Origin of the sequence: Pseudoalteromonas sp. NZS127_1, assembly GCF_015864295.1 — a bacterium.
In the GTDB taxonomy this organism is placed as follows: domain Bacteria; phylum Pseudomonadota; class Gammaproteobacteria; order Enterobacterales; family Alteromonadaceae; genus Pseudoalteromonas; species Pseudoalteromonas arctica.
Genome location: NZ_JADYXO010000002.1, coordinates 24061 through 45548, shown reverse-complemented (window position 1 = coordinate 45548; position 21488 = coordinate 24061). Strand labels below are relative to the sequence as shown.

General features: G+C 38.8%; 17 protein-coding genes and 2 tRNA genes. 14 read left to right on the top strand and 5 right to left on the bottom strand.

The window, feature by feature from the left end; all coding sequences use genetic code 11:
• The first annotated feature begins 157 nt into the window (after nt 1–157).
• From I6F50_RS03265 to purF, 7 genes are all read left to right on the top strand, one after another.
• Nucleotides 158–4495 carry a FimV/HubP family polar landmark protein gene (locus I6F50_RS03265; RefSeq protein ID WP_197175309.1) on the top strand — a complete coding sequence of 1446 codons (4338 nt, stop codon included), beginning with the start codon at nt 158–160 and terminating at the stop codon, nt 4493–4495.
• Nucleotides 4496–4643: 148 nt separating this feature from the next.
• Complete coding sequence (gene truA, locus I6F50_RS03260) at nt 4644–5441, top strand: tRNA pseudouridine(38-40) synthase TruA (protein ID WP_007584098.1); 798 nt, start codon at nt 4644–4646, stop codon at nt 5439–5441.
• 140 nt (nt 5442–5581) lie between these two features.
• Nucleotides 5582–6457, top strand: a complete 876-nt coding sequence (accD, locus tag I6F50_RS03255) for an acetyl-CoA carboxylase, carboxyltransferase subunit beta (RefSeq protein ID WP_007376856.1) — start codon at nt 5582–5584, stop codon at nt 6455–6457.
• Nucleotides 6458–6482: 25 nt separating this feature from the next.
• Nucleotides 6483–7748: a bifunctional tetrahydrofolate synthase/dihydrofolate synthase gene (gene folC, locus I6F50_RS03250; protein WP_165728735.1), complete on the top strand. Its 1266-nt coding sequence runs from the start codon at nt 6483–6485 to the stop codon at nt 7746–7748.
• A gap of 11 nt (nt 7749–7759) precedes the next feature.
• Nucleotides 7760–8401, top strand: coding sequence for an SPOR domain-containing protein (locus I6F50_RS03245; RefSeq protein ID WP_165725402.1), 642 nt, complete (start codon nt 7760–7762; stop codon nt 8399–8401).
• Between the two features lie 195 nt (nt 8402–8596).
• Complete coding sequence (locus tag I6F50_RS03240) at nt 8597–9091, top strand: CvpA family protein (RefSeq protein WP_007376853.1); 495 nt, start codon at nt 8597–8599, stop codon at nt 9089–9091.
• Nucleotides 9092–9109: 18 nt separating this feature from the next.
• Entirely contained in the window at nt 9110–10636 is a 1527-nt protein-coding gene (gene purF / locus I6F50_RS03235) for an amidophosphoribosyltransferase (RefSeq protein WP_007580920.1), read from the top strand.
• 115 nt (nt 10637–10751) lie between these two features.
• On the opposite strand, the gene I6F50_RS03230 is transcribed toward purF, so the two are convergent.
• The gene (locus tag I6F50_RS03230; RefSeq protein WP_197175307.1) at nt 10752–11351 is read right to left on the bottom strand and encodes a Yip1 family protein; all 600 of its coding nucleotides are present in this window, start codon (nt 11349–11351) and stop codon (nt 10752–10754) included.
• Nucleotides 11352–11557: 206 nt separating this feature from the next.
• On the opposite strand from I6F50_RS03230, the gene miaE reads away from it, so the two are divergent.
• On the top strand, nt 11558–12319 hold the full coding sequence (miaE, locus tag I6F50_RS03225; protein WP_010553847.1) for a tRNA isopentenyl-2-thiomethyl-A-37 hydroxylase MiaE: 762 nt from the start codon (nt 11558–11560) through the stop codon (nt 12317–12319).
• Here miaE and I6F50_RS03220 read toward each other — a convergent pair.
• The 3 genes from I6F50_RS03220 to I6F50_RS03210 all read right to left on the bottom strand — a co-directional run bounded on the left by I6F50_RS03220 (nt 12316) and on the right by I6F50_RS03210 (nt 14481).
• Entirely contained in the window at nt 12316–13110 is a 795-nt protein-coding gene (locus I6F50_RS03220; protein WP_165741005.1) for an ABC transporter substrate-binding protein, read from the bottom strand. The genes miaE and I6F50_RS03220 overlap by 4 nt on opposite strands.
• A gap of 54 nt (nt 13111–13164) precedes the next feature.
• Nucleotides 13165–13902, bottom strand: coding sequence for a UDP-2,3-diacylglucosamine diphosphatase (locus I6F50_RS03215; protein ID WP_007580929.1), 738 nt, complete (start codon nt 13900–13902; stop codon nt 13165–13167).
• An 87-nt stretch (nt 13903–13989) separates the two neighbouring features.
• On the bottom strand, nt 13990–14481 hold the full coding sequence (locus I6F50_RS03210; protein WP_197118722.1) for a peptidylprolyl isomerase: 492 nt from the start codon (nt 14479–14481) through the stop codon (nt 13990–13992).
• A gap of 155 nt (nt 14482–14636) precedes the next feature.
• Between I6F50_RS03210 and cysS the strand changes: the two genes are divergently transcribed.
• Nucleotides 14637–16016, top strand: a complete 1380-nt coding sequence (gene cysS / locus I6F50_RS03205; protein WP_197118723.1) for a cysteine--tRNA ligase — start codon at nt 14637–14639, stop codon at nt 16014–16016.
• Between the two features lie 71 nt (nt 16017–16087).
• Here cysS and folD read toward each other — a convergent pair whose 3' ends face one another.
• Nucleotides 16088–16942 carry a bifunctional methylenetetrahydrofolate dehydrogenase/methenyltetrahydrofolate cyclohydrolase FolD gene (gene folD / locus I6F50_RS03200; RefSeq protein ID WP_002958348.1) on the bottom strand — a complete coding sequence of 285 codons (855 nt, stop codon included), beginning with the start codon at nt 16940–16942 and terminating at the stop codon, nt 16088–16090.
• 352 nt (nt 16943–17294) lie between these two features.
• Here folD and I6F50_RS03195 point away from each other — a divergent pair.
• From I6F50_RS03195 to clpX, 5 genes are all read left to right on the top strand, one after another.
• Nucleotides 17295–17371, top strand: a tRNA-Pro gene (locus I6F50_RS03195).
• 70 nt (nt 17372–17441) lie between these two features.
• Nucleotides 17442–17518, top strand: a tRNA-Pro gene (locus tag I6F50_RS03190).
• A gap of 378 nt (nt 17519–17896) precedes the next feature.
• Complete coding sequence (gene tig / locus I6F50_RS03185; protein ID WP_007580935.1) at nt 17897–19201, top strand: trigger factor; 1305 nt, start codon at nt 17897–17899, stop codon at nt 19199–19201.
• Between the two features lie 164 nt (nt 19202–19365).
• A complete protein-coding gene (gene clpP / locus I6F50_RS03180; protein ID WP_007580937.1) occupies nt 19366–19983 on the top strand; it encodes an ATP-dependent Clp endopeptidase proteolytic subunit ClpP in 618 nt (205 codons plus the stop codon).
• A gap of 135 nt (nt 19984–20118) precedes the next feature.
• Nucleotides 20119–21402: an ATP-dependent protease ATP-binding subunit ClpX gene (gene clpX, locus I6F50_RS03175; RefSeq protein ID WP_002958344.1), complete on the top strand. Its 1284-nt coding sequence runs from the start codon at nt 20119–20121 to the stop codon at nt 21400–21402.
• Nucleotides 21403–21488: the final 86 nt, after the last annotated feature.

Genomic DNA, 21488 nt, shown 5'->3' with positions numbered 1-21488 from the left:
CTGGTTTATAGTTTGTAATTGGAATAGAGCTTGCAATAAAAATAGATTGTAATAATAAATGCGAGTCAGTCATTTGGCTGATAACAGCAATAATCAACAATATTTATGCACTTAAGCTTTAAGTGTTTTGTTAATATTTAAATATTAAAGGATCAGCATGCGCGGTTTAGTTACACTTATTATATTAGCGTCTGCATTGATAGTAACGCCAGTTTACTCTCAAGACAGTACCCAATTAAAGGGGCCTAAAGGCGTTGACTATGGTGCGCAAGGGCGATCTATTGGGCCAATTAAACCAACAGACACACTTTGGCGTATAGCGGCTAAAGTGCGCCCAGATAACTCCGTCAGCATTTATCAAGTTATGCAGGCCTTGTATAACAAAAACCCCAACTCATTTTTAGAACAAAATCTTAATCATATTCAAAATGGTGCCTATTTAAAAATCCCTACTTTAGCCGAAATAAAAGGTGTAAATACACAGCTTGCAAAACAACGCTCAGAGCAAGATGATGCATTATGGGAAAAGAAAAAAAATGGCACACTTACGCAAAGCGAAATTACCTCAGCACAAACAAAAGTAACCCAAGCTCGTAAAGTCGACGTAGACGATGCCAAAAAAGAGATACAGAAAGAATTAAATGAAATAAAAACAGAGCAAAGTACTAAGCTGGTTGAGTTACAACAACAATTTAAAAATTCTGTAAGCAATGTAGAAGAAATTTTAGTTGAGAATAATAATCTTAAAAAACAATTATCAGGTATTTCAAACGAACTCGAAAACTTACGCTTACAGTTAGGACAAGACAGTGAAATTCAAAATCAATTAAAAGAACTAATTGTTAAGCAAAACGAGATTATTGCACAGCAAAAAAAACAAGAGATAGTACCAAAAGAATCGTTTGATTTAAGCTCATTATTTTCAAATCCGATAGTGCTGGGTTTATTAATGTTTATTCCTGGGCTACTGATTATTTTTGCAATTGTTATGTTTTTACGCAAACGAGCAAGTAATCAAGAAGAGCCACAAAACGATGATGACTTTTTACCACAAACCCCAATTTACACTGGCGATGATGATTTAGGCCCAAGCTTAAATGACGATCCAATTGTACCCGACCCTTTAGATGACTTGAGTGTTCAACTTGATGATAATCTCGAAAATGATATGTTGCCTGATGATGATTTAGATGACGGCCTAGATGATTTTTCAGGTGGTGAGAATTTACTCGATCAGGATGAGCTTGAAAGTCTACTAAGTGATGACATTGTTTTTGATGATGAAAATACCGATGACGATGATGAACTCGATATTTTTATGCAGCAAGGGTTTGATCAACCTTCAGATGAAAACGCTGAAGATATTGATTTAGACTTATCTGATGACTCAATAAACAATGATGAAATTCTAACTAATGACGATTTAGATAGCTTGTTTGATGAAGACGATAGTCTACCTGAGTTTGATGCACCGCAAACAAGCGAAGCTGTAGAGGATGATAGCTTAGAGTCTCATGATGAAATGGCGGCTTTAAGTGAGGAGCTTGCAGATGATGATAATTTTGATATAGATGAATTATTAGATCAAACATCAACAGAATTAGATACCTCAAATAACACTTCAGCTGAACTTGATACAAGCGACGACTTTGATTTAGACGATATAGATAGCTTAATTGATGAAGCGAATGACCCAAAAAGTGATGTGGTAGATGACTCAATTGATGCAGAGTTACTCGACGAAGATGAACTTCTAGAAGAAAGCGACGATTTTGATTTAGATGACATAGATAGCTTAATTGATGAAGCAGCGGTTGACACTGCAGATGATTCATTAGTTGAGGAAAGCGACGATTTTGATTTAGATGACATAGATAGCTTAATTGATGAAGCAGCGGTTGACACTGCAGATGATTCATTAGTTGAGGAAAGCGACGATTTTGATTTAGATGACATAGATAGCTTAATTGATGAAGCAGCGGTTGACACTGCAGATGATTCATTAGTTGAGGAAAGTGATGACTTTGATTTAGACGACATAGATAACCTAATTGATGAGGCAGCAGTTGATACTGCAAATGATTCATTAGTTGAGGAAAGTGATGACTTTGATTTAGACGACATAGATAACCTAATTGATGAGGCAGCAGTGGATACTGCAAATGATTCATTAGTTGAGGAAAGTGACGACTTTGATTTAGACGACATAGATAGCTTAATTGATGAGGCTGCAGTAGATACTGTAGATGATTCATTAGTTGAACAAAGCGATGATTTTGATTTAGACGACATAGATAACCTAATTGATGATGAACTAAAAAATTCAGATGTAAGAGATTCAGAAATTGATAATGCATTAGCAGACTCAGTTGAGGATTTAGCAGATGCTCAAGAAGAATTAAATGTTGATGATATTGAGTCGCTTGCTTCATCATTAAATGAAGAACCCGAGCTTGGCGATGAGCCTGAACTTACAGAAGAACCTGAGCTTGAAGAAGAACCTGAGCTTGAAGAAGAGCCTGAGCTTAAAGAAGAGCCAGAGCTTGAAGAAGAGCCGGAGCTTGAAGAAGAGCCGGAGCTTTACGATGAGCCAGAGCTTGAAGAAGAACCAGAGCTTTACGATGAGCCAGAGCTTGAAGAAGAACCAGAACTTGTAGAAGAGCCAGAGCTTGAAGAAGAGCCTGAGCTTGAAGAAGAGCCAGAGCTTGAAGAAGAGCCAGAGCTTGAAGAAGAACCAGAACTTGTAGAAGAGCCTGAGCTTGAAGAAGAGCCTGAGCTTGAAGAAGAACCAGAGCTTGAAGAAGAACTTGAGCCTTTAGAAGAGCCTGAGCTTGAAGAAGAGCCAGAGCTTGAAGAAGAACCAGAACTTGTAGAAGAGCCTGAGCTTGAAGAAGAGCCTGAGCTTGAAGAAGAACCAGAGCTTGAAGAAGAACCAGAACTTGAAGAAGAGCCAGAGCTTGCAGAAGAGCCAGAACTTATAGATGTAACGGTTGATGATTTTTCAGACACATCAGAGTCGCTTCTTGATCCTGAAGATGCACTTGAAGAATACACAGATGATACTTTAAAGAGCGTTGATGAGCTTTTAAGTGAGCTACAACAGGCCACTGATGACGACTATATAGAAACACCTGATTGGTCTTTAGATGAGCTTGATGATGATCTTGAAGAAATAGAAGTTGATCTTGGTGACGATCCGCTAGCGGGCGACGATGACTCAGATCTTACTGAAATTGAAGAGCAGCTTGATAGCGAGCTTGTAACGCCAAGTGAAGAGTTGGATGAATATCCTGAACTTGAATTAGACGATGATCAATCATTATTAGAGAATGAGCCTTCGTTTGAGCCGCAAGAGCTTAAAGGAGATGCATCGGGTGATGAAAATGCAGTAGCACTTAGTCAAACAGAGAAAGATCTCGCAAATGCGCTTATGGCAGATGGTGATTTAGATAGTTTAGAAGATGATTTTGATGATGAACTATTAATTGATAATGACTTCTCTGAATTAGAAACTGAAACGGAGATTGAAGATGAGTCGCTTGATGATGATTTACTTCAAGAAATTAATAATGAGGTTGATTCTGTTGAACCACCAAGTATTGAAGATGACATCAAACCTCTTAACCTTGATGAAGTTCAAGAAACATTAGAAAGTGAGTTGCCATTTATCCCTGAAGAATTACAAGGGGATGATTTAGATGGTGAGGCACCGGGAGTCGCTTCCAGCCAAGCTGAGCAAGATTTAGCAAACGCACTTATGGCAGATGCTGATTTAGATAGTTTAGAAAATGATTTTGATGATGAGATTTTAATTGAAAATGATTTTTCTGAATTAGATGCTGAATTTGACGAAGATAGTTTAGAGCAAGCGCTAACTGATGAGTTATCAGACGAATCGCAAGAGCAAACAAATGCAGAGCGCGAAGCACAGTTAACAAGCTTAGATGAAGTGGGTAGCACTGATATTAGCTCTGACGATGAACTTGATGAAGAGTTTATGTCGAATTTGACGCAAACTGATTTTGATTCATTACTTAGTGAGTTAGCAGAGCCTGAAGACTTAAGTGTTGATGACAGCAGTGAATTTGATGTTGACTTTGACAGCTTGCTAAAAGAAGACTTAGAGACAGATGATTCATTAACTACAACAGAGTCACTTGTTGAAGGTAGTGATGTTGAGCAACTTGATAATGACGAATTTGTAGATATTGATTCATTATTAGAAGAAAGTGACGACGCTGAACTTGAACACGAACCTTACACCGACGTTAATATGGATGTCGGTTTGAGTGAGTTTGATGCATTACTTGCAGGTGATAACCCAACGGATGTTGATGCTGAAAGTGGTGGCTACTCAGCTAAACTTGATTTAGCGCGTGCTTATATTGAAATTGATGATTTTGATTCTGCGCTTAAAGTTATTGAGGATGTCATTAACAAAGGTCCTGAAGAAGTTCAAGAGGAAGCACTTAGCTTAAAAGCTAAACTAAAATAATTAAAATGTTTATAAGAACCCGTATCTAGCTTAGCTAAATACGGGTTTTTTTATGTGTATTGGTTTGATTACGACAGGTCTCCTTTTATTGCATCGTTAGATAGCATAAAATGCCTCGTTCATTAGCACAGTAGGTAAAACGGTAATTATGCGAGTAGCACTTGGAGTTGAATACAACGGCGCACGTTATAGTGGTTGGCAGCGTCAATCACATGTAAATAGCGTACAGCAAGAAGTAGAAAAAGCGTTGTCGCGTATTTGTAATCATCCTGTTGAAGTTATATGTGCAGGGCGTACAGATGCTGGTGTGCACGGTACAGGCCAAGTAATACACTTTGAAACGCAAGCCGATCGCGATATGGTCGCATTTACACTAGGTATGAATACTTTAATGCCTAAAGATATTGCTATTCGCTTTGCCCAACCGGTTGCTGATGACTTTCATGCCCGTTTTAGTGCTACAGCTCGTCGTTATCGCTATGTTATTTATAACTCCCCCCTACGAGGTGCGGTATTAAACGAGGGGGTTACGCATTTTCATCATCATCTTGATGAAACAAAGATGCAAGAGGCGTGTCAGTACTTAATAGGTAAACACGATTTCACCTCTTTTAGAGCGATACATTGCCAAGCGAATACACCGACAAGAACAATTCATCATCTGTCGGTACAGCGCCAAGGTACTTACGTTATTATTGATATTAAAGCGAATGCATTTTTACATCACATGGTACGTAATATCACAGGCAGCTTAATGGATGTTGGTTTACATAAACAACAACCTATATGGATAAAAGAGCTACTTGATTGTAAAGAACGCGCAAAGGCCAGTGCTACCGCTAAGGCTGCTGGTTTGTATTTAGTGGATGTTGACTACCCTGAGCAATTTAATATTCCTCAAACACCTTTAGGCCCTTTATTTTTGCCTGATATAGATGTGGTATAAGTACTTTTTATGAGCACTTTTAACTACTAAGACCAGTTTTTTATACCGCGTTAGTGTAATTCATGTTTTAATTGAAAAAATTTGTCTGCTAATTGCTATTAGCAGGCTCGCGACACAGAACAGTATTAAGAGAGTTGCAAATGAGTTGGCTAGAAAAAATCTTACCTAAAACGACAAAATCATCAGGTCGTAAAGAAATCCCAGAAGGTGTTTGGGCTAAGTGTACATCGTGTGATTCAATTTTATATAAAGCTGAATTAGAAAAGTCATTAAACGTATGTCCTAAGTGTGACCATCACATGCGTGTTAGTGGCCGTAAGCGCCTAGAGCACTTTTTAGATGAAGGTGATCGTCAAGAGCTTGGTACACAACATGAGCCTAAAGACATTCTTAAGTTTAAAGATTCTAAAAAGTACTCTGACCGTATCAGTGCAGCCCAAAAAGCAAGTGGTGAAAAAGATGCACTTGTAGCTATGAAAGGCCGATTAAAAGGTATTCCAGTGGCAGCGGTAGCATTTGAGTTCTCATTTATGGGTGGTTCAATGGCTTCTGTTGTTGGCGCTCGCTTTGTTGATGCTGTTGATCAATGTTTAGAGCATAACATGCCGCTTATTTGTTTTTCTGCATCAGGCGGAGCACGTATGCAAGAAGCGCTTATGTCGCTTATGCAAATGGCTAAAACAAGTGCTGCACTTGCAAAAATGACGGAAAAAGGTCTTCCATTTATTTCAGTAATGACCGACCCGACAATGGGTGGTGTATCTGCATCACTTGCTATGCTGGGTGATATTAACGTTGCTGAACCTAAAGCGTTAATTGGTTTTGCAGGTCCTCGTGTTATTGAGCAGACTGTTCGCGAAACATTACCTGAAGGTTTTCAGCGTAGTGAATTTTTGCTAGAACATGGTGCAATTGACATGATTATTGACCGCCGTGAAATGCGCGATACCCTTGCACGCATTTTAGCTAAATTTATGAACTTGCCTTCTACGGAACAAGAGCATAGAGTAGCGTAAATTTCAGCTTTACTGATTACACGCTATGACAAAAACAATTCCTAGCCAATCATCAAGCCTTGATGATTGGCTTTTTTATTTAGAAAGTGTTCACCCAGCTAACATTGCAATGGGTTTAGAACGAGTTGCTAATGTTGCCAACAATATTGGCCTTTTAAACACTCCAAGTAAAATTATTCTTATTGCCGGTACAAACGGTAAGGGCACCACTGCACGTTGCTTAGAGTCGCTATTACTAGCGCAAGGTTTTAGCGTGGGCACTTACGCATCTCCTCATTTAATTCGTTATAACGAGCGTGTACGAGTTAATGGCGAAGAACTGGCAGACCAACTCCATATAGATTCTTTTCACCAGCTTGAGCAAGGCCGTAAAGACACTCCTCTGACTTATTTTGAATATGGTACTTTGGGTGCGTTGGCAATTTTTAAACGCTGTAAGGTCGATTATGTATTACTAGAGGTTGGTCTAGGCGGGCGCTTTGATGCTACAAATATAGTAACTCCCTTTGCAAGCGTGATCACCACTATCGATTTAGATCATAAAGAGTACCTAGGTGATACACGAGAGTTAGTGGCTTATGATAAAGCCGGTATTTTTCGTGAAAATACGCCTGCTATTATAGGGGATTTAAATATTCCTCACACAATGACTGATTACGGCAAAGAAATTAATGCCAATATGACGTTGTCGGGCAGTGACTTTATTTTCAAAGAGAATACTGAGAGCTTTAATTGGCAATATAAAGAACATAATCTTGTAATAGATAAGCCAGCAATACCGTGTCAAAATGCAGCAACGGCGTTAACTGCGCTAAGCGTTTTAAACTTATTACCAAGTGAGCAAGTCATACGAAGTTGCCTCGCTAATTTAGTTGTAGAAGGGCGGTTTCAGCAGTTAAGCGCTGAGCCTTTAGTCTTTACCGATGTAGCACATAACCCTGAGTCGGCGCGTTATTTAGCCAATAAGTTATCAAGCTATAAAGATAAAGGCTTTAAAATTCATGCATTAGCCGCTATGCTTGCTGATAAAGATAAAGTGGGTGTACTTAAAGAAGTAAGTCACTTGGTCGATGAGTGGTCATTAGCGAGCTTAAGTGGTCCGCGAGGCGACACTGCAAGTAATTTACAAAATGCGCTGCAGGGTATATCTCATCATAATACTATCAATAGCTATGATAGTGTGGCACAGGCACTGAGTGTAATTTTACCAAAACAACAAAGTGATACTATGTTGATTGTATTTGGTTCATTTTTTACAGTGGCCGGCGCTATTAATTACTTTAAAAAATAGAGAGGATGTCGGTGAACTCAAGTTTTATTAATCGCTTAGTCGGAACAAGTATAGTAGTGATCGCAGCAATTGTGTTTATCCCTAATATACTCGATGGCGAAAAAGTGCATTATAAAGAAGGCTTTAAAGCGATACCTGATCGCCCTGAGTTCAAAACAATCGATCTTCAAGAGTCAATTGATGAAAACATGGCTAATGCTGAGCCACTAAAACAAGATGAAATTGAAGATATTCAAGCTGACGATGAAGCTTTTGAGCAGCAAAACGCTATGGATGAGAGTGACTACGCTGTAGAGAATAAAGTTGTTGAAGCGACTATTGAACCCAAAGCTACACCGAGCACTAAGGCACCGGTTCAAGCTAAACCAAAACCTATTGCGCCTCGTAAAAGTGATGAAAACCTAACAAGTATGGCTTACGTTATTCAATTAGGTAGTTTTTCACATGTTGCAAATGTAAAAGCATTACAGGCTAAATTAAAAGTTGAAGGGTTTAAAACGTTTACTAAACCGATTAAAACCCCAAATGGGACGTTAACCAAGGTATTTGTTGGTCCTTCGCTTGATAAAAATGAATTACAAAAGCAGCTTCCCCAGCTGAAAGAGCTTACTAAATTAAATGGTAAAGTTACGCAATACGAAGTAACAAAATAATTAAAAAAAGGCTTGTATCACAAGCCTTTTTTTATTTATTTATATTTGTTTTTATCATTATCTTTATCTCACAATACCCATTCTATAATGTTAATTTTTTGTATTGACTACAACCCAGTAATCTCCCGTTTAAACTTGCATACTAACGATGTTTGGGTATAGAATGCGCCCCAAATTAGCGACTAATTGGTTCTTATGATCTGGGTTGATTACGCCATTATTGGCATCATTGCATTGTCTACCATCATCGGTTTAATACGCGGCTTTGTAAAAGAAGCAATGTCATTAGCGGTATGGGCTGGCGCCTTTATCATCTCTAGCTTATTTTACCAATATTTAGCTTCCTTCCTAACAACCATTTCTGAACCCCTTTTAAGAAATGCTGCGGCCATAGCCATATTATTCTTTGCGACGCTACTGTTAGGCGGTTTACTAAACTACATTTTAGGTGAACTTGTACATCGTACTGGTTTATCGGGTACCGACCGTGTCTTTGGCATAGTGTTTGGTGCTCTACGAGGCGTGTTGGTCGTGAGCGCGTTACTCTTCTTTCTTGATGCTTTTACTGGTGCACCCAATACGCACTGGTGGGGCAATTCTATTTTGATTCCAGAATTTGGCTTTGTTGTTGAATGGTTCTTTTCGTACCTAGAAAACAACTCGAGCTTTTTAAATTCAGTAAACCGTTAATCGGCGAGGATAAATTACATGTGTGGTATCGTTGGAATAGTCGGAACATCCCCTGTGAATCAGGCGATTTATGATGGCTTAACTGTTTTGCAGCACCGTGGTCAAGATGCCGCGGGTATCATTACCATTGAGAATAATACGTTTAGCTTGCGCAAAGCAAATGGCCTTGTGAAAGATGCCTTTCACACACGTCATATGAAACGACTACAAGGTACAATTGGTCTTGGCCATGTGCGCTATCCTACAGCAGGATCTTCAAGCTCATCTGAAGCACAGCCTTTTTATGTTAACTCACCGTTTGGTATAGCACTTGCCCATAATGGCAACCTTACTAATGCAGAAGCTTTAAAAGAGCAGTTATTCTCAGAAGCACGTCGTCACGTTAATACAACATCAGATTCTGAAATTTTACTTAATATCATGGCACATGAATTAAGCAAATCTGATAAGTTGCATTTAGACCCTGAAGATATTTTTACTGCGGTAACCGAAGTAAACAATAAAGTAAGCGGTGGTTATGCAACTATTGCTATGATTATCGGCCACGGCATTGTTGCTTTTCGCGACCCTAATGGTATTCGCCCACTTGTATTTGGTAAACGCGAAACCGAAAAAGGTACTGAGTACATGTTTGCCTCAGAAAGCGTTGCGTTGAAACCGGACGGTTTTGAGTTTGTACGTGATGTAGCCCCTGGTGAAGCTATATATGTTACAGAAGAAGGTGAATTCCATTCACTTAGTTGTGCTGATAAGGCATCTTACTCGCCGTGTATTTTTGAATTTGTTTATTTTGCTCGACCTGATTCAACAATAGACCGTATGTCTGTGTACGCAACACGCGTAAACATGGGGACTAAACTAGGCGAAAAAATTGCACGTGAATGGGCTGATAAAGACATTGATGTAGTTATCCCAATCCCAGAAACTTCATGTGATGTAGCACTGGAAATCGCACGTGTACTTGATTTACCGTATCGCCAAGGTTTTGTTAAAAACCGTTATATTGGTCGTACATTTATCATGCCTGGCCAAGAGATGCGTAAAAAATCAGTGCGTCAAAAGCTAAACGCAATTGATCGCGAGTTTAAAGGTAAAAACGTATTATTAGTTGATGACTCAATTGTTCGTGGTACAACATCAGCACAAATTGTTGAAATGGCCCGAGAGTCTGGCGCTAAAAACGTTTACTTTGCATCAGCGGCACCTGAAATACGCTTCCCTAATGTGTACGGTATTGATATGCCTTCAGCCGCTGAGCTTATTGCTCACGGACGTGAAGTAGAAGATATTAATGCAAGTATTGGTTCTGACGGTTTAATCTTTCAATCGTTAAAAGATTTAATTGCTGCGGTTAGCCAAGAAAACCCTGAAATTACTAAGTTTGAAACTTCAGTATTTGATGGCCAATATATTACTGGCGATATTGATCAAAACTATTTAAACCGTATTGATAAGCTACGTAACGATTCAGCAAAAAGCACCCGCGAAAGTGCAATGTCTTCAGGTTTAGAAATACACAACCAAGACGAAAACGAAGCTGATTAATGGTTATTAGTAAAAATCATTAAACATAAAAAAAGGAGCTAATTAGCTCCTTTTTTGCGAAGGAAAGAAAGGGAACATTTCTATCAAACACGACTCTTTTTTTAGGTGAAATTTATTAAGTAAACATTGGGCTAACAATCCCATTTGTCCAAAGCATAGCTGTTACAGCTAAAATAATAATCAGTAATATTAATCCACACGTTACTACCGAGCTGGCGTAAATAAAGCCACGCTCTTCTGGGATATGCATAAGTATTGGTACGCCGGTGTAGAGTAAATAAACCGAGTAAGCCAGTGCAATAATTCCAATACACACTACAAACCAAAGTACAGGCCAAAAAGCGGCGAGTGCCGACATAAACACTGGTGTTGCAGTATATGCTGCAAGTTCAAGTGTTTGTGTAAATGTAGGTTTAGAGCCAAATGTAACCGCCATCCAATGGGCTAAATACGCCAATGCAAAAACACCCGCTATTAAAGCAAAATACATTGCACCTGCAATTAGCAGTGCACTATCGTGCGTTAAAAATACGGGATTGCCTGCACCTATGCTCCATCCTAAATAAACAGATGAGTAGTAGCCCATTATTGAAGGAAATAAAGCAATCAGTAAAATATGCGACAAACTATAGGTTAAACTTTCATGGCGATTATCTATTGTTTGCCATTCTTCAAGTGGGTGAGCATAAATGCCCCAGAGGTGATTTAGTATCATAGTACTTACTCCATAAAAGGAACGTATTATTGTTTTGGTTGATTTATTTTTATACAGTCTATGTACAGTTATGGTTCACTTATTTTGCAAAGTCAAGTTAACTCGTTATTAACATTTAGACGCAGATAAGGGCTTTGATTTATCCCAAGCAAAATTTCGTGTTAAAATAACGGTCTATCAAATTTATTTAGTAATGAGCAGTCAACGTGCCACATAGCCAACTTTTAGAGCCGATTAATAACTTTTTATTGTGTACCACCCCAGAGCAATGGGTGGAGCAAGCAATTAAAAAAGAAAACTTATCAGTCATTTTAATAGATCACTTAATTTGTGAATTAAAAGCAGCTCAAAGTGCGATGTTTTTAATACGTAAATACGCGGTAGATAAAGAGGGTAGTGATGCATTACTCGAGTGGCTAAAGCCATTTGAAACGCTTATTTACAAACGAGAAGGGAATTGGCGCGATCTGGCTGCTAAAAATAAGCTCACTAAATCAATAATTCCTAAATCGAGTTCTCCATACGGGCAAGGTCTAATCGATAAAATGGTTTTGCTGATAAAAGAAGAGCTGCATCACTTTTATCAAGTGCTCGAAATTATGGACGAGTACGGTGTTGAGTATCAAAGTATTACACCATGTCGTTACGCAAAAGGTATGCTTCGTCATGTTAAAACGTTCGAGCCCGATGCATTAGTCGATAAGCTAATAGTAGGCGCTTATATTGAGGCGCGTTCGTGTGAGCGTTTTGCAAAGCTTGCACCGCATGTTGACAAACGTTTAGGTGATTTTTATATTTCGTTGCTACGTTCAGAAGCGCGTCATTACCAAGATTATTTAACTCTAGCGCAAGAAATTGCTGATTTTGATATTACCGATCGCGTAAACTTTTTTGGTGAAAAAGAAAAAGAGTTAATTTCGACAACCGATACTGATTTTAAATTTCACAGCGGTGTTCCCACTGTTTAAATACCCTCATTTTCTTTTAAAAAATTAATATATTCTGCTATTTTCTGATTGCTGAAATTATGTTTTTTCATAATTTTAGCAATGCGTCCATTTTTAGTTATTATATCAATTCCTCTATTAAATTTTTGTAAGTATTCTTTGGCTCTATAATTTGATTTAGAGACAACTAAATATAGTTTATGAGAAGCAAGATCTGGCGATAAGTACTCAATATTATTATCATCTGAATCTTCGGTTTTAGTGTGTTCAAGCCAATAATTTCCAACCTCTTTAGTACCCGCGACTAAATCAATACGCCCTTGTTGTAGTAAATATAAGCTTGTAGGAAGGCTTTTAGTGGACGTTATTGCCAGCTCCCTATTTCTAGCAAACTCTTGGCTTACAAAGGCATTGTCTTCTGTGCCAATACTATAAGGTGTTAATGATTGAACTGTACCATCGAAACTAATAACACTCTCTTTTCGTTTGAAAACTCCTGAGTGAGCAACTGCAAGTGGACGAGAGTAGTAAAAAACTTCATTTCTTTTTAATGAATAAAAAGCACCTAAAATAGCGGTTTTTCTGTTTTTTTCTAATAGCTTTAAAGCGCGATCCCATGTCGTGAATTCTGGTTCGCTATTAATACCTTGCGTTTTAAGCGCTGATTCGGCTATTTCATATAGCCAGCCATTACTAGGTAGGTTTTCGCTAAAATAGGGAGGGTAGTTTTCTGTAACAATTTGCCATGTTTGCTTGCTAAATACTTGTGTAGGAATGGCAATTACTACGATGAAAATTAACAGCTTAATCATTCAACCTCTCACTATTATTCATATATATAGATAAATAATAGTCAGAATTTTAAATTATGCGAAAGGCGTGCTAATTAATTCTTGTGATTGAGGGGTAACGACTAAATAAGAGCCTTGGGTATACCAGTCACCTAGCACTGTGCGAGTAAGTGTTTGTTCATTAACTTTATACGTATGAACATTAGGGCGGTGAGTATGACCATGAATCATATTCGTAACGTTATGTTTGGCAAAGGTGGCAAGTACAGCCTCATCGACAACGTCTAAAATTTCGATAGGTTTATCAGCTTGGCTTAACTTACTTTTTTCGCGGGCATTACGCGCTATTTTTTTACGATACCAAAGCGGCATTGCAAGCATCAATTTTGGCCACCACCAACCACGGCTCTTTTTACGAAAGTTTTGATATTCAGTGTCTTGAGTGCACATTTCGTCGCCATGTAAAATAACGGTAGGCGTGCCATATAAATCAATGACTGTTTGTTCATCGAGTAATGTCATTGCGGCCATGTCGGCATATTGCTTGCGCATAATGAAATCACGATTGCCATGTATAAAATAAACAGGTGTGCCACCATCATTAACGGCGCTTAAATGTTTTGCTACATCGGCACTCAGTGCTGTAATGTAGTCATCTCCAACCCATACTTCAAAAAAATCACCCAAAATATAAAGTGCATCTACATCTTTATTTAATATATGTGTATTTAAAAAGTCAAAAAATGCAGCGCTAATGTCGGGGCGGTTTTCGCTTAGGTGTAAATCTGCAATAAAGTAAGTTTGGCGAGTCATAGGTCAGTCTATTCTAGTTTTAAAAAAACGGGCATATACTAATAGTACACACCCGCTTATATACTCACATAATATGAGTAAACGTTACTAGTTAACAGTAACGCTTTCGATGATCACATCTTCAAGAGGTACGTCTTGGTGAAAACCAGTACTACCTGTTGCAACTGCTTTAATCTTATTTACTACGTCCATGCCTTCTACTACTTCAGCAAAAACACAATAACCCCAACCTTGCGATGTTTCGCTGCTGTGGTTTAAAAAGTCGTTGTTGTTCACGTTAATGAAAAACTGTGCTGTAGCTGAATGAGGATCAGGTGTACGTGCCATAGCTAAAGTACCTACTTTATTAGACAGGCCGTTATTAGCTTCATTCTGAATTGGGTCGTTTACGTCTTTTTGTTCCATACCTGGAACAAAACCACCGCCTTGAACCATAAAACCATCGATTACACGATGAAATATAGTGCCGTTGAAAAAATCAGCATTTGCATACTCTAAAAAGTTTTTAACTGTGTTTGGAGCTTCTTTCTCAAACATTTTAATGGTGATGTCACCAAAATTAGTGTGTAGAACAACCATGTGTTTTCCTATATCCGGTTTAAATATTGGCGCTATTTTATCGTAGTTGGCTAAGATTAACAAAGTAGATGTTTGGTTTGTTATAAAGCGCTAGAGCAGGGGCTTTTCAAGTGGTAACATAACTGTTCAAGTAAATAGTCAAGGACTCAAAGTAAATGGTAAATATATACAACACACTCACGCGACAAAAAGAGCAATTTAAACCTATGGTCGAAGGAAAAATCGACATGTATGTGTGTGGTATCACCATTTATGATTACTGTCATATTGGACACGCACGTACTTTTGTTGGTTTTGACGTTATTGTGCGCTACTTACGTCATATTGGTTACGATTTAAAATATGTGCGTAACATTACAGATATCGACGATAAAATAATTAAACGTGCGAACGAAAATGGCGAGTCAATAAACGACTTAACTGTGCGCATGACTAAAGCAATGCATGAAGATTTTGATAGCTTAAACATGCTGCGCCCTGACGTAGAGCCAACAGTTACAAGCCATATGGACGAAATTATCGTTATGGTTAAACGTTTGATTGAAAAGGGTCATGCTTATGTTGCTGCCGACGGCGATGTATTGTTTGATGTATCAACGTTTGAGCAATACGGTGCGCTTTCTCAGCAAGATTTAACGATGCTGCAATCAGGTTCTCGCGTTGAAGTAGCGCAAGACAAAGACGATCCACTTGATTTTGTTTTATGGAAAAAAGCAAAAGCAGGTGAGCCATCATGGTCATCACCGTGGGGTGAAGGGCGACCGGGTTGGCATATCGAATGTTCGGCAATGAGCTCAAAGCATCTAGGTGAACATTTTGATATTCACGGTGGGGGTTCTGACTTACAGTTTCCACATCATGAAAATGAAATTGCGCAATCGTGCTGTGCCAATAACGGCAAGTATGTGAATACATGGATTCATACTGGCATGGTGCAAGTAAACAAAGAAAAAATGTCTAAATCGTTAGATAACTTTTTTACTGTACGTGAAGTTTTAAAAGCATACGATCCTGAATCTGTTCGTTACTTTTTAATTTCAGGCCATTACCGCAGCCAACTAAATTACTCGCAAGAAAATTTAGACCAAGCGCGTTCATCACTTGAACGTATTTATACAGCGCTTCGTGATGTAGAACCTGTAGAGTGTGATTTAGAAGGCAATGAGTTTGTTGCTAAATTTAGAAAAGCAATGAATGACGACTTTAATACACCAGAAGCACTACCTGTGTTGTTCGAACTTGCTAAAGAGTTAAACCGCGTGAAAGACACTGATGCAGGTCAAGCTGGCAAATTAGCGTTTATACTGCGCAGCCTTGGTGAAGTGCTAGGGGTTGCTCAACAAGCACCGGAGGCTTTTTTACAAGGCGGACAAGATGACGACGAAGTTGCGACAATTGAAGCATTAATTGTAAAACGTAATGAAGCACGTGCGAGTAAAAACTGGGCTGCTGCTGATGAAGCACGTGATGCGCTTAATGCGTTAGGTGTAATACTTGAAGATTCAGCCGGTAAAACAACGTGGCGTAAAGCATAAGCGTTTAAAATAATACACGTTAAACTAAAAAAGGGTTGCCAAATGGCAACCCTTTTTAATTTTTTAACAGCTTAGCTGTGATATTTCTCACACGCTTCAAGTGTGTTTTCAATTAAGCTAGCGACCGTCATCGGGCCAACGCCACCTGGTACAGGTGTAATAAAATGCGCTTTTTGTTCAGCCACACTGTATTGAACATCACCAACTAATTTACCCGTATCTAAACGGTTAATACCCACATCGATAACGATAGCGCCTTCTTTTATCCAATCTCCAGGTATAAATTCAGGTTTACCTACAGCCACAACTAATAAGTCAGCGCGGCGAACATGAGTTTCTAAGTCTTGAGTAAACTTATGGCACACTGTGGTAGTACAACCGGCTAATAAAAGCTCTAGCGACATAGGACGACCAACAATGTTTGATGCGCCAACGACAACTGCATGCATCCCTTTATAACGTACACCCGTTGAATCAAGTAATGTAATAATACCTTTAGGGGTACATGGGCGAAGGGCAGGCATACGCTGTGCTAATCGACCAATGTTATATGGATGAAATCCATCAACATCTTTATGTGGGGTAATGCGTTCTAAAATCTTTTCAGCATCAAGACCTTTTGGCAGTGGTAACTGCACTAAAATTCCATCAACTTCGGCATCATTATTTAGCTCGTCAATTAAATCTAAAAGAGTTTGCTCTTGCGTGTCTGCTGGTAAATCAAATGATTTGGAGATAAAACCTACTTCTTCACAGGCTTTACGTTTTGAACCAACATAAACTTGGCTTGCTGGATCAAGTCCTACAAGTACTACTGCAAGTCCTGGTGCACGTAAACCATTTGCTACACGTTCACTTACGCGTTCTGCTACAGCGCTACGTACTTGTTTTGCGATTGCCTTACCATCAATGATGTTTGCCGTCATGGGTGACCTTTAATTGGGGTTAATTAACTAGATACCGATACTCTAAAAACGAATGCATAATAAAATAGGGGTAAAAATGCTAATAAAGAAAACATACTCTTTATTTAACTCGTTTTATAATGTGCCTACCATTTTCGCAGAAAAGCATAGCAGCGCCAAGTTGCTTTTAATGTATATAACATTTGAGTTATTAAATAGTTTAAATTTCAGCCTACTATTGTAATATTTAACCATTGTGCACTAAAAATGAGCACTTGATTGGTTTTATTAAAAAAACGTTTGACCTAACCCCGTCAAATCACTATTATGCACCCCGTTGTCAACGAGGTCACTCGCTAACAATAATAAGTTTCGGCGATTAGCGCAGTTTGGTAGCGCACTTGGTTTGGGTCCAAGGGGTCGCAGGTTCAAATCCTGCATCGCCGACCATTTTCTTAAAATGGTCTTAAACTCTCAGTTTAAGTGTTCAGTATGAAAAAAGAAGTTAACTCTTCAATGTCGGCGATTAGCGCAGTTTGGTAGCGCACTTGGTTTGGGTCCAAGGGGTCGCAGGTTCAAATCCTGCATCGCCGACCATTTTCTTATCTAATAAGAATAATAAGTAAATTCCTCTAAGTTATAAATCTAAATCTGTTAGCCTATAATTCTATTAAATAATTTCTACTTTAATCCATTCAATGCCTAGTTAGCCTGTTTTTTATTCAGTTAGTCTCTATAGTCCCTTATCTAGTCCAAATAATTGCCCCCTATACTCGACTATCATAAATATTAGGTTATAATGCCGCGTCTATTGTTTAACATAGTGCCCGAAGGGCAAAGCAGCAATGGTATCTCATGGTAGCGACGGATGCTTTTAAGTGTGAAAAACCGCTTAAACTTTATCAAGACTCATGCAGATCACTTTGTTTGTAAAGGAAGGCGAACAGTCGCCAAAATTGAATATTGAGGTAAATCATGCAAGTTTCTGTTGAGACGACCCAAGGCCTTGAGCGCCGTATAACTATCACCGTTCCTTCAGAGAACGTTGAGACCGAAGTAAAAAAACGCCTACAACAACTGTCAAAAACACAGCGTATAGATGGTTTCCGTGCTGGTAAAGTTCCAGTATCTGTAATTAACAAGCGTTTTGGCCCTGCAGTTCGTCAAGAAGTTGCTGGCGAAGTAATGCAACGTAATTACATTGAAGCAATCGTTTCTGAAAAAATCAATCCAGCTGGCGCGCCTACATTCGCACCTAAATCACTTGAAGCAGGTAAAGATTTAGAATTCTCAGCAACGTTTGAAGTTTACCCTGAAGTTGAAGTTCAAGGTTTAGATAAAATTACTGTTGAGAAACCAGCGGTAACAGTGACTGACGAAGATTTAGCTAACATGCTAGAAACACTTCGTAAGCAACACGCAGCGTGGGCTGATGTTGATGCAGCTGCTGGCGAAAACGACCGTGTAACAGTTGATTTCGTAGGTACTATCGACGGTGAAGTATTTGAAGGCGGCAAAGCTGAAGACTTCCCATTAGAACTTGGCCAAGGTCGTATGATCCCAGGTTTTGAAGATAACATCGTAGGTAAAAAAGCAGGCGAAGAAGTAGTTGCTGATGTAACTTTCCCTGATGATTACCACGCTGAAAACTTAAAAGGTAAAGCGGCTCAATTCACTATCACAGTGAAAAAAGTTGAAGCGCAAGAATTACCAGAATTAAGCGAAGAGTTTGCAACTAAATTCGGTGTTACCGAAGGCGGCGTAGACGCGCTTAAAGAAGAAGTTAAAAAGAACATGACACGTGAGCTAGACCAAGCGGTTAAAGCAAGCGTTAAAGACCAAGCAATCAAAGGTCTTTTAGCTAACAACGAAATCGAAGTGCCTAAAGCACTTGTTGATCAAGAAGTTGATGCTCTACGTCAGCAAGCAGCTCAACGTTTTGGCGGCGACGCTCAAAACATGCCAGAGCTTCCAGCTGAATTGTTCCACGAGCAAGCTGTAACACGTGTTAAAACTGGCCTTTTATTAGGTGAAGTGATTAAAGCTAACGAGATTAAAGTTGATGACGCTAAAGTTGAAGCATTAATCGCAACGGTAGCTTCTGCATACGAAGATCCAACTGAAGTAGTAGAATACTACAAAGGTAATGATCAACTTATGCAGCAAATGCGTAATGTAGCAATGGAAGAGCAAGCTGTTGAAGCTATTTTAGCTAAAGCAGTTGTTACTGATGTTGAAAAAGCATTTGATGACATCATGAATCCACAGCAAGGTGCTTAATAAGTCATTGACTTAAGCTCTCGCTAACGATTAAATGGCTCGTGCTACTCTGTTTATACAGCGTGCCCGGGCCATTTTAGTTTTTGGCTCTAAATTTGCGAAAAACGATAACTATGCTTCCTTATAATAAGGATAAGTATAAGCGCATAAGGAATTAAATAAGTATGAATACTGGTATTACAGATCCCCTAAATGCATTGGTCCCAATGGTTGTTGAACAAACACCGAAAGGCGAGCGCTCGTATGATATTTATTCGAGATTATTAAAAGAGCGTATTATCTTTTTAACAGGTCAAGTTGAAGACAACATGGCAAATCTGATTTTAGCGCAAATGCTATTTTTAGAATCAGAAAATCCTGATAAAGATATCTTTTTATACATCAACTCACCAGGTGGTTCAGTAACTGCGGGTATGGCTATTTACGACACAATGAACTTCATCAAACCAGATGTAAGTACAATATGTGTAGGTCAAGCTGCAAGCATGGGTGCTTTTTTACTTACTGCTGGCGCTAAAGGTAAGCGTTTTTGCCTACCAAACTCACGTGTGATGATTCACCAACCATTAGGTGGTTTCCAAGGTCAAGCATCTGACTTTGAAATACATGCTAAAGAAATTCTGTCTATTAAAGATAAGCTTAACCGCTTAATGGCTGAGCATACAGGCCAACCATTAGATATTATCTCTAAAGACACAGATCGTGATAACTTTATGAGTGCCACGCAAGCTGTAGATTACGGCTTGGTAGACTCTGTGTTTACAAATCGCGACAAAAAGTAAGCGCTTGGCGAACAGGATTGCCTGTTTGCCACTTTGAGTTACTATGCGAAAACCAATAAATTTTGGTATAGTTAAAGCGTATTGAAATAGCCGCCAACAGTTTTGGTGGCCAACGTAATAAAATGAGGTAGCTGAATGTCTGACACTCCTACAGACGGCGACAAAAGTAATAAATTGTTATACTGCTCTTTTTGTGGCAAAAGCCAACATGAAGTGCGTAAATTAATTGCAGGCCCTTCAGTGTACGTTTGTGATGAATGTGTAGAGTTGTGTAACGATATTATCAGGGAAGAGATCAAAGACATTGCTCCTAAGCATGATACGTCTGACAAACTACCTGTACCAAAAGAAATTCGTAAACACTTAGATGATTATGTTATTGGTCAAGATCATGCTAAAAAAGTATTGTCTGTTGCCGTTTATAACCATTATAAACGCCTACGTAACCAATCGACTAAGCAAGACATTGAATTAAGTAAAAGTAATATTTTGCTTATCGGCCCAACAGGTAGTGGTAAAACATTACTTGCAGAAACATTAGCGCGTCTACTTGATGTGCCGTTTACTATGGCCGATGCCACTACATTAACCGAAGCAGGTTATGTAGGTGAAGATGTTGAAAACATCATTCAAAAGCTTTTACAAAAATGCGATTACGATGTTGAAAAAGCGCAACGTGGCATTGTTTACATTGATGAAATTGACAAAATTTCTCGTAAATCAGATAACCCGTCAATTACACGTGATGTATCGGGTGAGGGCGTTCAACAGGCGCTACTTAAACTGATTGAAGGCACCGTTGCTTCTGTTCCACCGCAAGGTGGTCGTAAACATCCACAACAAGAGTTTTTACAAGTAGATACGTCTAAAATCTTGTTTATTTGTGGTGGTGCATTTTCAGGCCTAGATAAAGTAATTGAGCAACGTAGCCATAAAAATACCGGTATCGGTTTTGGCGTTAGCGTAAAAGAATCTGCGGCGAGTCGTTCTTTAAGTGAAACTTTTAAAGACGTAGAACCAGAAGATTTAGTTAAATACGGCTTAATTCCTGAGTTTATAGGTCGTTTGCCAGTAGTTGCTACGTTAACAGAACTTGACGAAGCTGCTCTTGTGCAAATATTGAGTGAACCTAAAAACGCGATTACTAAACAGTTCTCAGTATTGTTTGGTATGGAAGACGTTGAACTTGAGTTTCGCGATGATGCCTTAGCTGCGATTGCCCACAAAGCAATGGAGCGTAAAACAGGTGCACGTGGTCTTCGTTCAATCGTTGAAGGTGTGTTACTTGATACTATGTACGAACTTCCTTCAATGGATGACGTAAGCAAAGTGGTTATTGATGAAACCGTTATTAAAGGTGAGTCAGACCCAATCTTGATTTATGAAAATAATAAACAAGATAAAGCTGCATCAGAATAGTTTTTAAGCTATTTGAATGAAAAAAGGAGCCTTAGGCTCCTTTTTTTATAATTAATTTAATCGAGTATGGGAAAATTGTTGAACTT